The sequence below is a fragment of the Gemmatimonadota bacterium genome (assembly GCA_026705765.1).
In the GTDB taxonomy this organism is placed as follows: Bacteria; Latescibacterota; UBA2968; order UBA2968; family UBA2968; genus VXRD01.
The window spans coordinates 14805-30617 of sequence record JAPPAB010000055.1; the positions used below are offsets into that span (position 1 = coordinate 14805).

Below are 15813 nucleotides of genomic sequence, written 5' to 3' on the forward strand. Positions count from 1 at the left end.
CCCGCCTATTGAATCTTTGCCCAATCGGGCATCACCCCGAGTTCAATACCCAGCACAACGCGACCAACAACAGCAATCGCAGCAGTAATCATCACCGCCCCAACCAAATTCAACCCCACGCCCACACGCGCCATATCGCGCATAGAAATTCTATCCGTGCCAAACACAATTGCATTGGGTGGCGTGGCTACCGGCAACATAAACGCACACGAACACGACAATGTGGCTGGAATCATCAGCAACAATGGATTGAGACCCACAGCCACAGACAACGCCGCCAAAACCGGAAGAAACATCTCTGCCGTTGCCGTATTGGAAGTCAACTCTGTCAAAAAGGTCATCATCACACACAAACCACCCACCAAAAATAGAGGATGCAAGCGCCCCATACCCTCCAACTGCTGCGCGCACCAGAGCGACAACCCCGACTCCTTAAACCCACTTGCCAGAGCAAATCCACCGCCAATCAGCAAAACAATATGCCAGGGCACATTGCCAGCCGTTTGCCAATCCATCACCCTGGACCTCGCGCCATCTCGCGCGGGTACGACAAACAAAATCAAAGCCATTGCCATAGCAACCGACCCATCGGTTATCAATCCGCCAGATTCTAAAAACTGAGACCAGCCCGGCAGCGTCCAATCGCCAATTTGAATGGGGCGTCTCGACAACCACAACAGCGCCAACAACACAAAATCGGCCAGCACCACCTTCTCGGCAAATGACATTGGCCCCAACTCGGCATATTGCGCGCGCACCACGCTCAGATCAATATCATCGCCGCGACCGCGAATGCCAAAAACAAGGCAAAGCGCACCCCACGCACAAACGAGCATCACACATGCCAGAGGCAGAGCAAACGCAAACCACGTCGCAAACGAAATCTCGGGAACCTCTGAAAAATGAATCGATAAAATTCTCACAAAAGACAAATTGGTCGGCGTACCCACAAGCGTCGCGCTCCCACCAATTGAAGCCGCATAAGCCACCCCCAGAAACACCGCCGTGCCAAAAGAACCCGTTGCCACGCCCTGCTCTTCCATCCTGACCACAATTGCAAGCGCAATAGGCACCATCATCATCGTTGTCGCCGTATTGGAAATCCACATGGACAAAAACGCCGTCACCAGCATAAAACCCGTCAGAATACACCGGGGACACCCCCCAAAAAGGAGCAACAAGCGAAGGGCAATTCGCCGATGTAAATTCCAGCGCTGCATGCCCAAAGCCACCATAAAACCACCGACAAACAAAAAGATAATGTGATTCAAATAAAGTGGCGCAACCTCTTGCCCGCTCATAATACCCAGCAGGGGAAACAGCACCACGGGCAACAGTGCCGTCGCAGCCAAAGGCACGGCCTCTGTCATCCACCAAATCGCCATCCAGCAGGCCACACCAGCCGTATGTGTCACCTCCGGATGTCCCGGCTTGAGATCCCCAAAGACTATAACTCCCAGCCCAATCACCGGACCGAGCCACAGCCCCCAGCGTTCTATTTTTTTATTCAGCATATCTTCTCCATGATTACATCTTTTAGAGAATCAACAATATACACCATAACACAAAAAGACAAAACTCGTTTGAACCAACAAAAAATCACACCATTCGGGAACCTTTCCAGCCCTTAAAAGTAAAAGAATATGCGACAAAGCGTGTCGCAAAAATATCGGCGTTGACTCCTATACCCCGGCTGAGTCAACGCCGTTACTCTTTCTTGGAACTCTTTTCTGTACAAATGCGTCTAATCCGGTACCATGCAACATCCCTTGAGGCGCTGGTTATTCCCTCCCGACCGGCGCCTCTTTATTTTTATAAATAAAAAAGCCTTTGAGGGCTCCCTCCCGACACCCTCAAAGGCGTCATACTGTTGCTACAAAAGCAAAATAAATTCCAAAAATAACCCTGTCAATAAAAAAAGCGGGCTACCAACAGCACTCTATTTATCGGGAGGGAGGAAATAAACAGAAATGCTGAGGCAACCCGCTGTGCATAAACATACCCAACTTCAAAAATATCGTCAAGAGGATAAAAGGAAATTATTCCTCAATCAGAGTCTGAATATCAAAAACCGTTGTCCTGCCCATGATATACCCCCGCCTCAATGCGTCCTTAATGCGATCAACATCCCCGTAAAAAAGCATCAAAAAATTCTTGACCTGATAGTTCAACAGTCGCCTGAAAACGCGGCGAATATCCTCCTCTGCCACGCCATCAATAGCCGACTCGTATTCTTCCAGCGAAAGAGCGGGCACCCCATCGCGATCATAGCGCACCTGCTGGCCGAGCCTGGTCTGCGGACCGAGTTGCAAATGATACGCCCGCTTGAGTCTTTCGCGACCTTTCTCCACCTGCGCCCAAAAATCTGGCTCGGACAAACAATGGTGCATCAACCGAAACATCTCGGGAACAAGCTCAGGGGTATAAACATCGCGAGGATCAGCCCAAAAATGTAATATTGGCGGCGACGTCCATTCCTGAATACTCACGCCAACCGAATAACACCAGCCTTTCTGGTCTCGAAGCCGAATAAACAAGAGCCGGTTTAGCGCATTGACCAGAACCGCTTGTGCAAACCAATCCTCATTTGTGCGGGGCAAGCCATTGGTTAGCCAATTACAAAGATCAGTTAGATGACTACTTTGAGAAATTAAAACATGCATGCCCGTAATTTCTTTGCGTTCTGGTCGAGGATGTGGCGAAAAACCATTCCGATGTCGGTTATCCGTCATCACCCGTAAACTCCGTTCAATTTCCGACTTACTCAGATCGGAAGTTACCCTAAAAAAGAGGACTTGTGCGCGCAAGGTTTGATCCCAAAATTGTTGCAAGTCCTGTGCTGTCAAATTTTCAAGTGCTGTGCGCGTACCTACTCGCCGGTCTTTATCGTATTTGTACAGGTGATAGCGCAAAGTCTCTGTCACATCATGATCATCGATATAATCCTCAAATTTGTCTATGATCCGTGCCCGTTCTCTGTTCAGCAGTTCTTCAGAGAATCTGAGATCTTCTATCATCGCTTTCAGATGTCTCAAAGCCGCATCCAAATTTTCGCTAAACACAGTCAGGTTAACGGTGGTATATAAGTTAGAAATATTGAACCAGAACTCTGCGCCAAGCCGGTCCATTTCTTTTTTATCTTCTCCGTGTAATGTCAGATTAATCACGCGAAAAAACGCAAAAGACAAACCGCGTGTCTCCATTGTCTCCTGCAGACTCCCCCCTGTATAATACCTCATTGAAAGCCGAGTTTGCGGCACGCGCGTATCCTGGACATAATATATTTTGTGATTGGGAATTTCCGCATCTGCTGCTGAAACATTGCAAAGGACTGCCAATAATCCAACCGCAAGTACTCGCCGTCGCCAGTACCAGAATCCTCCCAGTCCCACGAGCACCCACACAACACCAACATAAAGCCACACGTTCCATGATGATACTGACTCCTCAAAAGAGACCAGGACAAAGGTATGGGGCGGCTGGTCCAAAAGATATTGCTTTGCCACCCGCTTGATATCCGCCGCGGTAACACCATCGAAATTCTGCATCCACTTGAGATCAAAGGCAGGGTCATTGGTGCAAATGAATCCATAAGAGATCGCATTTGCCAGACGGGATTGACTGGTCATCATGTAGTACAGATCTTTACGCGCTTCGTTTCTCGCCAGTAAAAGATGTTCCTCAGACAAAGAATCGACAGCCGTCTGAATAATTTGATGCATGGCCGAAACCACACGTTCATAACGCGCACCCGAAGGTAAATCGGCATAAAAATAAAACAGCCCTTTATCGCGTAAAAAAAGAAAATAGGAGTTGACTCCAAGAACTTTTCCTGAACCAATTAGTCTTTGGCGCGCAAGAGAATATTCACCTTCAAAAAGAACTTTATCAAACAAATACAAAGGATGACAGTCCGGGTGCGTATCTGTTGGAATATGCCAGACACCCCAAACAGAAGAATGCAGATCACTTGTAGATTGCGTGGAATCCTGAGGTACAGACGCGCTATCCAGCGTATCAATATCATCGTGAATAAACCCCTCGCGCTTTGGAATCTCCCCGAAATGTTGAACCACAACGGGCAAAATATCAGCCCTATTCACATCGCCGACAATTACGAGACACGCATTATTCGGCACGTAATAACGCTTGTGAAATGCGGTCGCTTCCTCCAGAGTAAAAGTTTTAATCGTATCTCGATGGCCCAGAATATCGTACTGATAGGGATGTCCCGCAAACATGCGGGCATATAGCTTTTTATACAAAAGCCGACGCGCAAGACTTGCACTTCTCGCCCATTCAGCCAGAACGACCTCTTTTTCGAGATCGAATGCTTCCTGCGAAACATCAAACCGTGTCATACCCCGTGCAAAATAGGCAATCAGTGTATCCAGCTGCGCTTTGGGAACAGTCGCGTAGTATTTTGTACCATCTTTAGACGTACTGGCATTGGCGTGTGGCGCACCCAAAAGATAGAGCGATTCTAAGAATGAGCGATCCAGTGCGAGGTGCTCGACCAGATGCGCCATGCCTTGCCGGCCGGGTGCTTCGTGAGAAGACCCTACGCGATAGGCGATTTGGCACGTCACAACGGGTCGGGTATCGTCTTCCACAATCGCAACCTGAAGGCCATTGGCGAGGCGATAATGCTGGAGAGAAAGGGAGCCAGCAAGCGAAACATCGGCGACTTTTTGGTAGGGTGGCGAACTTGCCAGTGCCTGAAGCGGCAAAAGACAGATCAGAAGAAAAAAATATACAGAGCGCATCACAAAGTTCTCAGTAGTCAGCTAAAAACCTTCTGGATCGCGGCTTTAAGCATGCCGCGATGACAATCGCTTATTAATACCAAAATTTCCCAACGTGTGCAATGCCCAAAAAACCTCTGGCACCCAAAAAACACGCGCCGATTAGCCCCGTCTTTTCCGTTGCATTTCTCGCGCAAACTGATAATTTATCAAATCTTCTTTTTAACCCCATTGCGAAAGGTCCTCTTATGTTCTTAGTAACTCTCCTCAAAATCTACGGCTACATCATCATAGCGCGAGCACTCATCTCATGGATAAATCCCAACCCGTACAATCCACTCATCAGAATAATATGCGCCATCACAGACCCCGTACTCGTACCCCTTCGCCGCGTGTTGCCCGACCTGGGTGGCCTGGACATATCGCCCTTTGTCGCCATCCTCATTATATGGTTCATCATGTCTCTGATTTAGCGGAAGGGCATAATTTGAGCGCAGAACAACAATCTCCCACCTCTCGCATCCTCATACCCATCTTACTAACCGGCCTGTCTGGCCTGCCCCCCCTGTCCATTGACATGTTTTTGCCCTCCATGCCGGCAATGGTACGGGAATTTCAAACCCAACCCACCCACATCCAGCCCGCCGTCACCTTCTTCTTAATAGCACTGGGCGCAGCACAACTCGTCTTTGGTCCCCTCTCTGACCGATATGGCCGCCGCCCCATCTTGCTCATCGGCCTTGCCTGTTACGCCCTCGCGGGCCTGGGTTGCCTATTTGCCCCCACAGTGGGCGCACTCATCACAGCCCGTGTATTACAGGGATTTGCCGGAGGCAGTGGCCCTTCTGTAAGCCGCGCTGTCGTACGCGACATATACGGCGAAATCCACGCCGCCAGAATAATGTCCTACATGGCCACAGCCATTGCCCTCGCCCCCATACTCGCACCCGTAATCGGTGGATTTTTACAAGCCCATTTTGGATGGCACGCCGTCTTTGTCGTACTCAGCGCGCTGGGTGCCCTGTTCTTCTTCGGCTACCTGTGGGCAGTACCCGAAACCAATAACATGATAGACCCCACAGCCCTGAACCCAACGCGCATGATAGCCAATTACCGCGATCTCCTCAGCAGCCGTCAGTACCTCGGATATACCTTTATGGTCGCCATCCTCTTCTGGGGCATGTTTGCCTTTATTACAAACTCATCTTTTGTACTCATCACCGAACTGGGCGTCTCTCCCCAACTCTACGGCTTCTGTTTTGGATCCGTCGCCGTGGGCCTCATGATCGGTGCATTTTTATCTGGCCGTCTCAACAACCGCCTCGGCAGTGCACGCATCATTCAAATTGGCAGCCTGATCGCAGCAGGCGCGGGCCTGCTCCTACTTGGACTCAAACTCGCGGGCACATTTTCGGTCATCACCATCATCGGCCCAATGTGTTTATTCACAATAGGCGGCGGTATGGTGCGCCCCCAGGCAATGGCCGGCGCAATCGTACCCTACCCTGAAAAAGCCGGACTCGCCTCCGCCCTCATGGGATTTATACAAATGAGCACAGCCGGATTATTTGTCACCCTCTTCAGTCAATTTTACAGCGCCTCATCCATCTCCATGGTCACAGCCATTGCCATCTCAGGCATCATTGCCCTGCTCGTGCGCCGCACACTATTGCCATCTGGAGCCACATCATGATCCTCGCCATTGACATCGGCGGCACCCAATTTGGCCTGGCCCTTGCCACGCTCGACGGTCGCGTCATCAAACACATCCAGCACCAAACAGATCGCGCAGACCACGCTGACAAACGAATTGACCGCATACTCGCCACAAGCAAAACACTGATCGCACAATCATCCGTATTGGCCTGTGGCATAGGATTTGGCGGCCCCGTCAACTTCGACACACAGCGCATCGTCAACTCCACCCACGTCTTAGGATGGGACGACTGCCCACTACCGAAAATTGTCGAACAACACCTCGGCGTACCCGCAATAATCGACAACGATGCCAACGTGGGCGCACTGGGAGAATTTACTTTTGGCGCGGGTAAAAACAGTCGCCACATCATCTACTACACGGTCAGCACTGGCATTGGTGGGGGCATCATCATCAACGGCGAAATCTACCGCGGTGGCAACGGATATGCCGGCGAACTCGGCCATGTGCCCATCTTGCGCGACGGACCCCAATGCGACTGCGGCAATCGCGGTTGCCTCGAAGCCCTGTGCTCTGGCACTGCCATCGGCAAACGCGCAACAGAAGCGGTGCAAAAACATCCGCGCAAAGGCATCGCAATCACACGAATCGCAAACAACAACCCCATCACAGCCAAAACCCTATTCGACACCGCGCGTTCTGGAGACCCTTATGCCAGAGCACTCGTCGATGAAATCTGCACCGACCTCGGGCAGGGTCTGGCAATGGCCATAAACGCATTCGCCCCCGACGTCATCGTCATCGGAGGCGGCGTCTCAAACGCGGGACGCATCCTATTTGAACCGCTGCGAAGAGAAACCCGTCGATTCCTCATGCCGGTTCACCGTCCAAACCTCAGAATCGCCCCAGCCAAACTCAAAAACCGATCCGTCCTTCTCGGCGCAGTCGCGCTGGCAAAACAACGGATACAACACTGACCGCTTTTTTATCTTGAATTTCGGACGTTTTTGAAGTTCATTACGGACTCTACTTCCGGAGTAAAAATGCGAGGACCCCCGCAATGGACGCAAAGGAAAGATACTTCTGGGACCTCACCGGGCATCTCGTCGTACCTCAAGTACTCAGCCCCGATGAAATCGCAGAGGCAAATGAAGCCATCGACTATTACACCCGAGAAATTCTAAAAATCCAGGACTCTGACGACCTGCCCGGAAGACCCGATGTTCGGACAAATACAGTCGTCAGAACCAGCAACAAGCATCCCTATTTCCTGGAAATGCCTTCGCCGTATTCCGATCCCTTCAGGAAAATGCTCGTCCACCCCCAGATCGTATCTCGCCTCAACAAAATGTGCGGTCGCGGCTTTCGCCTGGACCACGGCCCCGAGTTAATCGGTCACGTCAAAGGCGTAGATGGCCTCCGGCTGCACGGATCGGGCGACCGCCACAAACCCTATGTGGCCTATCGCAATCAAAACGGCGAAATGCACTGCGGCGGCGTCACGGTCTCCTATCAACTATCAGACGTCGGCAAAGGCGATGGCGGATTTGTCGCTGTACCGGGATCTCACAAATCCAAATACGTCATACCCGAAGACCTCAAATACTTCAAAAGCGACATGGACGTACTCGTTCAACCCACTATGAAAGCGGGAGATGTCCTCTTTTTTATGGACGGCGCGCAAACGCACGGCACCTTGCCCTGGCAAGCAGAACACCAGCGCCGATCCATCCTCTACAAATACACCAGCAGAACGTCTGCCCGGCAGGGAACCGCGGAAGAAGTTGCACCACCCAAAAATTATTGGGATCAGTCAATCACCGACGGCATGACACCTGAGCAACTCGCCGTCATGTGGGGACCTTATGCCAATTACCACGAAGAACTGCCCGTCCTGGGCATCGATAATCAGGGCATTGTCCACACAGAAGAACCCATTGACGCCGATAATATCTGGAGTGACCGCAGGGGATAAATACAATAAAAAGGAGACTCCCAATGCCCTACGACCTCCTCCTGAAAAACGCCACGGTCATTGATCCCTCTCAGAACCTCAACGCCATCCGCGATGTCGCCATCCAAAACGCCACCATTGCCGCCCTCTCCGAATCCATCACCGATTCCGCCAGAGAAACCCTGGACCTTAGTGGCAAAATCCTCACCCCCGGCTGGATCGATATCCATGCCCACGTCTTTGCCGGCGCAACAACCTGGGGAATTCAAGCCGATGCCCTCTGTCTCGCCACCGGTGTCACCACCATCGTTGACGCCGGCAGTCCCGGCTGGGCCAATTTCCTCGCCTTCCGCGACTTCATCGCCACCCCTGCTCGCACCCAGATTCTCACCTTTATCCACATCAGCGGCATCGGTCTTACCTACGGGCCCATCGGAGAAATGACCGACATCAAATACGCCGACCCCGAACGCACCGCCTACGTCGTCCACACCTATCCCGAAACCTGCGTAGGCGTCAAAGTGCGCATCAGCAAAACCATCACCGGAGAAAACGGTATCGTCCCCTTACAGTTGGCCGTTAGGGCCGCTGACATGTCCCACACACCCGTCATGGTCCACATGGGTGCTGGCGTCGCCCTCTCCGACATCCTGGCCGAACTGCGCCCGGGCGACATCGTCACCCACTGCTATCGCGGAGACGGAGACGCCACCATTGGTGACACCATTTTAAACCGCCAGCACAACATCCGCCCCGAAGTCCACCAGGCCCGCCAGCAGGGAATTCTCTTCGACGTCGGCCATGGCGGCGGCAGTTTCCTTTTTGAAACCGCCAAAAAAGCCCTCGCCCAGGACTTTCTCCCCGACGTCATCAGCACCGACATCCACTCCGGTTCAATCAACGATCCCGTTTACAGCCTCCCGGAAACCGCCTCCAAACTGCTCAACCTGGGCATCAAACTCCCCGACATCGTCCGCCAAACCACCACCGCAGCTGCAGCCGCCATTGGCAGAAGCGACCATCTGGGCACCCTCAAAATCGGCACCGTCGCAGACCTATCGGCCTTTGAAATCCGCGAAGGCGAATTCCAATTTCACGACGTCAGAGACAATTTGGAAATTGGCCGCAAAAACATCCATCCCGTACTCACCATCCGGGCTGGCAAAGTCTATCGTCCCGGACCCCTCCAGGAAGAACGCGACGAAACCCTCGCTCGCGCCCGTGAGATTCGCGCTCTGACCTCCCGACGGTTCGGCGATCTGGGATGGACACCACCCGGCGCATAAAAAAAGGCGATCACAGTTGTGTGATCGCCTCTCGTTTTTCCCTGAAAACTCGCCTCTACCGCCGTCGTTCACCACCCCGCCTCCCGCCCCTACCCTGCCGCACATCATCGCCCTGAATTCGCCGTTGTCTCTCGGCCACTGGCGGTGGTTCCAATCTAAAAATAGCCTCGCGCTTCACGGATTGACCACTCGACAAATCCGTCACCTCAACCTCAACCTGATTGAGGCCCAGAATCATCTTTTTTGAATCCAGCTCCAGATGGATCGGCTCCCACACATCTCGCCCCACATGCTCATAACTCACCGCCACCTGTGGTTTTCTATTCCTCGCCATCAATCTTTTGAATCCCCCACTCAACAGCCCAAAAATCGAAGACCCCGACCGCACATCCTGCTGAATCGTATAGGACACCTTGTATCGCGTCTGTCCAAACTCATCGCGTTGCAAATTATAGACCTCATAATAGACAAACACACTGCGATCATTCACAAAGCTACGCGACGGCATCGGCATCACCCACACATCGCCCTTGAGGTACTTGTCGTGAAACCTCTCCTCATCGCCAATAGACCACGCCAGTTCCAGATCGCTCATCGCCAGTGAATCGGAAAATACCGGCGCTTCCAGATCCTGCACATAAACCCCCCACTTACCCGAATTTACATCGGTCAAATGCACCGCCATGCGATAGGTCCCAGGTGGCACCTCCAGATAAGCCACATCGGGCACAAATGTCCCTCTCTTCAACTGCCCGGAATCAATACCCCCAAAATACAAATCATCCCGCGTCCGAAACACCTCCTCACCCTCATCGTCTGAAATCACCACCGAACGGCGCACATGCCCATTCTCATTTTCAATACCCACCTCCAGCGTCGGCACCCCGTAATACACCTCGACCCCGGTCTTGCCCTCTTCTCCTCTAAAACGCGCCACATCGTAATAAAACGCCAGCGGCTCAATCCCCGGCGGCAAATCAAAATACTCCGGTGTGGAAGCCACCACATCGTTCAACACCGCGCCCGGATGGATTCGCAAAAGCGCGGACAATCGCTCACCCGACATGCGCGTACCATCTGGCAGCGAAGGAAACTGCCACTTGCCATTGAGCAACTCATCCACAAACACAAACTCCACACCGCCGCCAACCTGCGTGTAAATCCACGACTCCCACGGCACCGACCGCTCGTTAAACGACACGGGATAAACAGGCTCAACCAGATTAACACCCTCGTAATCCCCCACCGGCTGTTCATCCTCCACACCGCCAAAAAACGACTCCGCAGTCATTTCACCCGACGCTACAAAACCACCCTCAATATCCAGAGCCAATCGCTCCTTCACCGCCTCGGCCTCGGCACTCGGCACCGCATTGGGCGCGTGTGACCGCGACCGATAATCCGGCTCCCCAAACCGAATATACACCTCGCCACGCCTGTCCCACGGCTGCACAGCTTTTGCAAAATGCGTCCGTGCAAACCACACCCGGCGATAGTGTTCTGCCTCGCGCGCAAGACCACCCGATATCAGCGTCAAATCGCGCTTGCGCCAAAACGTCGCCAAAAACGCTGCGCGCTCATCTTCTGGCAGCAATTCATATTCTTGCAACTCCTCCGGCCTTGCCACCAGTTGCAAATCTTTGTAAAGCGCCTGTTCTCCTGCCGGAATCACATTGAAATACTCCGCGAACAACGCCAACGCCCGATCCGGATCACCCAGACCTGCATAAGCTTGTGCAAGCAGCGCCAGCAATCGCGCCTCACCCGGATTCTTCATCAACGCCATCTCGCCAATCTCAACGACAGACCGGTAATTGTGCTCCTCCGTATAAGACACCGCCAGTCCGTAGAGCGCCTCGACATCACCCGGCCTCAGCCTCAAATACTTTTCGTACAGCAGGCGAATCTCGTCGTAATACATCTCGTAATTGTTATTCACATACCAATCCGCCAATTCCAGATACACCGGCGCGTAATCCGGCGCCAGTGCAATCACGCGGCGAAATGCATCCTCGGCATCCAGATCGCGCAGCATCACCTTTGCCCGCGCCAGATACAACTCGGCATCTATCGACTTCGGATCCTTTGCCCGCGCCATCCGAAAATACGGCAACCCCTGTCGCGCCCGCGTCCGTCCCCGCGCCATAAACACCCGCCCCAAACCAACATAAGCCTCTGCCGACCCTGCATATCGAATCCCCTTGCGAAACGCATTATCGGCCTTCTCGATCTCCCCCGCATTCAGATACACATTGCCCAACCTGACCCAGGCATTGCCATCTTTTGGCACAACCTTCACGGCTTCCTCCAGAACAGACAGCGAATCCGCCACCTCTGAAGTTGCCCATCCCGCGGATGGCAGAAGCAAAACAATCCACAAATTGAATATCGCGTATTTCACATCGCATCCATTTCTATAAAAATTTTCGAGAACCTTCTTGCCGTATTCATACATACCCTATTGGGCCCATTTGCACAAGCGCAAATCTTCTATTGAACTTTATGACGGATTGGGAAACATACGGGTTCCCTTTCTGTGCCCTGAAAACCCTCACATAATTTATTTCTCCTGATACAACGCCTTTTGCTTGACAATTAAAAACGCTTATAATAAATTTATTCGCAAACAAGAAAACCATTGCATTTTTGAACAACACATCTGTTCTTTATCTGGACTACGATGGATTTGTTTCCAATGCCTGCAGATGCTTATAGCACCTGCAAAACAGCAACCGCGTTATCTGTCTCCCCCCTTGTTTATTAAGGCTGCGACAGTTGTGGTTGCTTTTTTTTATTGGAAAAAATTGAGGACCCCATGGCATTGACAAAAATTAAACAAGGACTCGACCTTCCCATTAGCGGCGTACCCGATCAATCCACAGTACAAAATGGCAAGCCCGTCCAATCCATAGCACTCTCAGGTGAAGATTATGTAGGCATGCGCCCCACAATCGCGGCTCAAGTGGGAGATCGCGTCAAACTCGGCGATGTATTGTTCACCGACAAAAAAATGGAAGGTGTTCTCTATACCTCACCCGGTGCAGGCGAGGTCATCGCCATAAACCGGGGAATAAAACGCGCCTTTTTATCCATGGTCATCCGCCTGGAAGGCAATGACGAAGTCACCTTTGAATCCCATCGAGAAGATGAAATCGACAACCTGGACAGGGAAACAGTCAAAAAACAACTCATCGCATCCGGACAGTGGACCGCCTTGAGAGCGCGGCCATTTGGCAAAGTAGCCGATCCCGAGACAGAACCCCGATCCATCTTTGTCAACGCCATGGACACCAATCCTCTCGCCCCGGACATGGCGCGTGTATTAGCCGGACAGGAAAAAAATTTCACACTGGGCCTCAAAATCGTCTCAAAACTCATGGATGGGACGATCTTTCTCTGCAGAGACCCCGAATTGGACCTGCCCGAAATCGACGATAATCGCGTCCAGATCGAAGAATTTACCGGTCCCCACCCCGCTGGATTGGTCGGCACGCACATCCACTTCTTAGACCCCGTCCACCGCAACAAAACAGTCTGGCACATCGGCCTTCAGGACGTCATAGCATGGGGGCATCTGTTCACAACCGGGCGGATCATGACCGAGCGCATAGTCGCTCTGGGCGGACCAACAGTAAAACACCCCAAATTGATCCGCACCCGCCTGGGTGCTTCAATAACGGACCTCGTAGAAGACGAACTCGAAAACGTCGAAAACCGGGTCATCAGCGGCTCTGTACTCTCCGGGCGCAAAACAGATGAAACTCGCGCCTTTTTGGGGCGATATCACCAGCAAATTACCGCACTTGAAGAAGGCAACAAACGCGCCTTTTTGGGCTGGCTCACGCCGGGATTCGAATTTTTCACCATCAAGAACCTGGCACTGTCCAAAATGTTCTTCGGCCAGCGCCTCAAATTGAACACCTCCACCAATGGCAGCCATCGCGCACTCGTGCCGCACGGCAATTACGACGACGTCATGCCGCTGGACATCTTGCCCAACTTTTTGATTCGGGCACTCGTCACCCGCGACCTCGACGACGCCGAAAAACTCGGCATACTGGAATTGGAGGAAGAAGACCTATCACTATGCACATTCTCGTGTTCATCAAAAATGGATTTTGGGCCTATTCTGCGCGAAAATCTCACCGAAATTGAAAAGGAAGGATAGTAAGGAAAGTGAAGCCCCTACGCGATTTATTAGACAAACAGGCCGAACACTTCGAAGAAGGCGGCAAACTCGAAAAACTATATCCGTTTTACGAAGCCGGGGATACATTCCTTTACACCCCCGGCGAAGTCACCCAGGCAGATGCCCATGTGCGCGACGGCATGGACCTGAAGCGCATGATGATCACAGTCGTCCTTTCGCTACAACCCTGTATTTTATTTGCCCTGTACAACACGGGCTTGCAAGCGAGCCTGGCCTATCAAAACATCGGCGCAATCGGCACTGGCGATTGGCACGTCTATCTCGCCCAGACACTGGGCTTGTCTTTCCTGCCCTCCGACATACTCAGTTGTTTTGCAATAGGCGCCATTTATTTTGTACCCGTACAACTCGTAACCATAGCCGCGGGCGGCATCTGCGAAGCCATCTTCGCTGTCATTCGCAAACACGAGATCAACGAGGGATTTCTCGTCACCAGCACACTATTCCCCCTGACAATGCCGCCCCTGATACCCCTGTGGCAGGTAGGCATAGGCATCATCTTTGGCGTCGTCATAGGCAAAGAAATTTTCGGCGGCGTGGGAATGAACTTCTTAAACCCCGCGCTCACGGGCCGCGCATTTCTCTATTTTGCCTATCCCGCGCAAATCTCAGGCGATGCAGTCTGGATCGCCGTCGATGGATACAGCCAGGCAACGCCATTGGCGGCCTATGCCGACACCCACATCCAGTTGGACTACACCTGGTGGGAGTCCTTTATCGGTCTGATCCCGGGATCCATGGGAGAAACCTCAACCCTTTGTTGTCTATTGGGCGCAGGCGTCTTGATACTAACCCGCGTTGGCTCGTGGCAAATCATGGCCGGCGTAACCATCGGCATGATCGTATCTGCACTATTCTTCAACTGGATCGGCAGCACCACCAACCCGCTACTCAACGTATCTCCGGCCTGGCATTTCGTCATCGGCGGCTTTGCATTTGGTACCGTATTCATGGCAACTGATCCAGTCAGCGCGGCCATGACGCGCCAGGGCAAATGGGTCTATGGCATCTTAATAGGCGTCATGACAGTATTGATCCGAGTAACCAACCCGGCCTATCCCGAAGGCATCATGCTGGCCATATTATTCGCCAACGTATTCGCGCCCATCATCGACCGCGTCTTTATCGACCGCAATATCAAAAGGAGACTGGCCCGTGCAGAATGACAGCATCCAAAAAACGATCTTTGTTGCGGTGGCCCTTTGTCTGGTCTGTTCTCTTTTTGTCTCACTATTTGCGGTATCCTTACACGATATCCGGAAAGAAAACAAACGCCTTGACAAAGTAAAAAATATTCTGATTGCGGGTGGATTGTACGACCCCTCGGTCAATGTCCAGTCCGTTTACGAAAAAAAGGTCGTACCACTGCTCATTGAACTGGACACGGGGCAGATCTTGAACAGCGAAGAATATCCCGATGGCATCGACGTAGATACTTATGACCTGAAAAAAATGGCCGCCGACCCCACTTTTGGGCGTTCTGTTGACTCTGATAGAGACATTGCAAATATTCGCAACCGTCCGAAATACATCTTCGTCTATAAAGTGATGGAAAACGACAAATTGCAGCGCATTATCTTGCCCATCTACGGCTATGGCCTCTGGTCCACGCTCTACGGCTTTGTATCTCTGGGCAATGATCTGCAAAGCATTCAGGGCATCACATTTTACGAACACGGTGAAACCCCGGGACTGGGTGGCGAAGTGGATAACGCCAGATGGAAGGGATTATGGCCAGGCAAACAGGCATTTGACGATGCAGGCAATGTCGCTATCTCCGTAATCAAAGGCCAGGTCAATCCCAAAAGTGCAAAAGCAAAATACCAGGTCGATGGTCTATCGGGAGCGACCATCACCACACGGGGATTAGACAGTATGCTCAAGTACTGGTTGGGCAACGAAGGATACGGTCGATTTTTAGACACACTAAAACAAGGAGGTGCTCGTGGCTGAAGTAATCG

Annotated in this window: 11 protein-coding genes; 8 read left to right on the plus strand and 3 right to left on the minus strand. The window is 52.1% G+C overall.

Translation table 11 applies throughout. The features are described 5' to 3' along the window. Positions 1-5: 5 nt before the first annotated feature. Complete coding sequence (locus OXH16_07175; protein MCY3681161.1) at positions 6-1514, minus strand: SLC13 family permease; 1509 nt, start codon at positions 1512-1514, stop codon at positions 6-8. A 525-nt stretch (positions 1515-2039) separates the two neighbouring features. Next, the gene (locus OXH16_07180; protein ID MCY3681162.1) at positions 2040-4766 is read right to left on the minus strand and encodes an insulinase family protein; all 2727 of its coding nucleotides are present in this window, start codon (positions 4764-4766) and stop codon (positions 2040-2042) included. Between the two features lie 227 nt (positions 4767-4993). Between OXH16_07180 and OXH16_07185 the strand changes: the two genes are divergently transcribed. From OXH16_07185 to OXH16_07205, 5 genes are all read left to right on the plus strand, one after another. Continuing rightward, a complete protein-coding gene (locus tag OXH16_07185) occupies positions 4994-5218 on the plus strand; it encodes a YggT family protein (protein MCY3681163.1) in 225 nt (74 codons plus the stop codon). 14 nt (positions 5219-5232) lie between these two features. Beyond that, positions 5233-6438: a multidrug effflux MFS transporter gene (locus tag OXH16_07190; GenBank protein ID MCY3681164.1), complete on the plus strand. Its 1206-nt coding sequence runs from the start codon at positions 5233-5235 to the stop codon at positions 6436-6438. Beyond that, positions 6435-7379 (plus strand): ROK family protein, encoded by a 945-nt coding sequence (locus tag OXH16_07195; GenBank protein ID MCY3681165.1) that lies wholly within the window; start codon positions 6435-6437, stop codon positions 7377-7379. Before OXH16_07190 ends, OXH16_07195 begins: the two co-directional genes overlap by 4 nt. Positions 7380-7462: 83 nt before the next feature. Continuing rightward, positions 7463-8377, plus strand: a complete 915-nt coding sequence (locus OXH16_07200; GenBank protein MCY3681166.1) for a phytanoyl-CoA dioxygenase family protein — start codon at positions 7463-7465, stop codon at positions 8375-8377. Between the two features lie 23 nt (positions 8378-8400). Continuing rightward, the gene (locus OXH16_07205; GenBank protein MCY3681167.1) at positions 8401-9642 is read left to right on the plus strand and encodes an amidohydrolase/deacetylase family metallohydrolase; all 1242 of its coding nucleotides are present in this window, start codon (positions 8401-8403) and stop codon (positions 9640-9642) included. Between the two features lie 55 nt (positions 9643-9697). Here OXH16_07205 and OXH16_07210 read toward each other — a convergent pair whose 3' ends face one another. Further along, the gene (locus OXH16_07210; GenBank protein MCY3681168.1) at positions 9698-12043 is read right to left on the minus strand and encodes a GWxTD domain-containing protein; all 2346 of its coding nucleotides are present in this window, start codon (positions 12041-12043) and stop codon (positions 9698-9700) included. Positions 12044-12463: 420 nt separating this feature from the next. On the opposite strand from OXH16_07210, the gene OXH16_07215 reads away from it, so the two are divergent. From OXH16_07215 to OXH16_07225, 3 genes are read left to right on the plus strand one after another with little or no spacing between them, the layout of a single operon-like run. Beyond that, the gene (locus tag OXH16_07215) at positions 12464-13810 is read left to right on the plus strand and encodes a Na(+)-translocating NADH-quinone reductase subunit A (protein ID MCY3681169.1); all 1347 of its coding nucleotides are present in this window, start codon (positions 12464-12466) and stop codon (positions 13808-13810) included. Positions 13811-13818: 8 nt separating this feature from the next. Continuing rightward, the gene (locus OXH16_07220) at positions 13819-15018 is read left to right on the plus strand and encodes an NADH:ubiquinone reductase (Na(+)-transporting) subunit B (GenBank protein ID MCY3681170.1); all 1200 of its coding nucleotides are present in this window, start codon (positions 13819-13821) and stop codon (positions 15016-15018) included. Continuing rightward, positions 15008-15805, plus strand: coding sequence for a Na(+)-translocating NADH-quinone reductase subunit C (locus tag OXH16_07225; GenBank protein ID MCY3681171.1), 798 nt, complete (start codon positions 15008-15010; stop codon positions 15803-15805). The genes OXH16_07220 and OXH16_07225 overlap by 11 nt, the downstream gene beginning before the upstream one ends. Positions 15806-15813 lie beyond the last annotated feature (8 nt).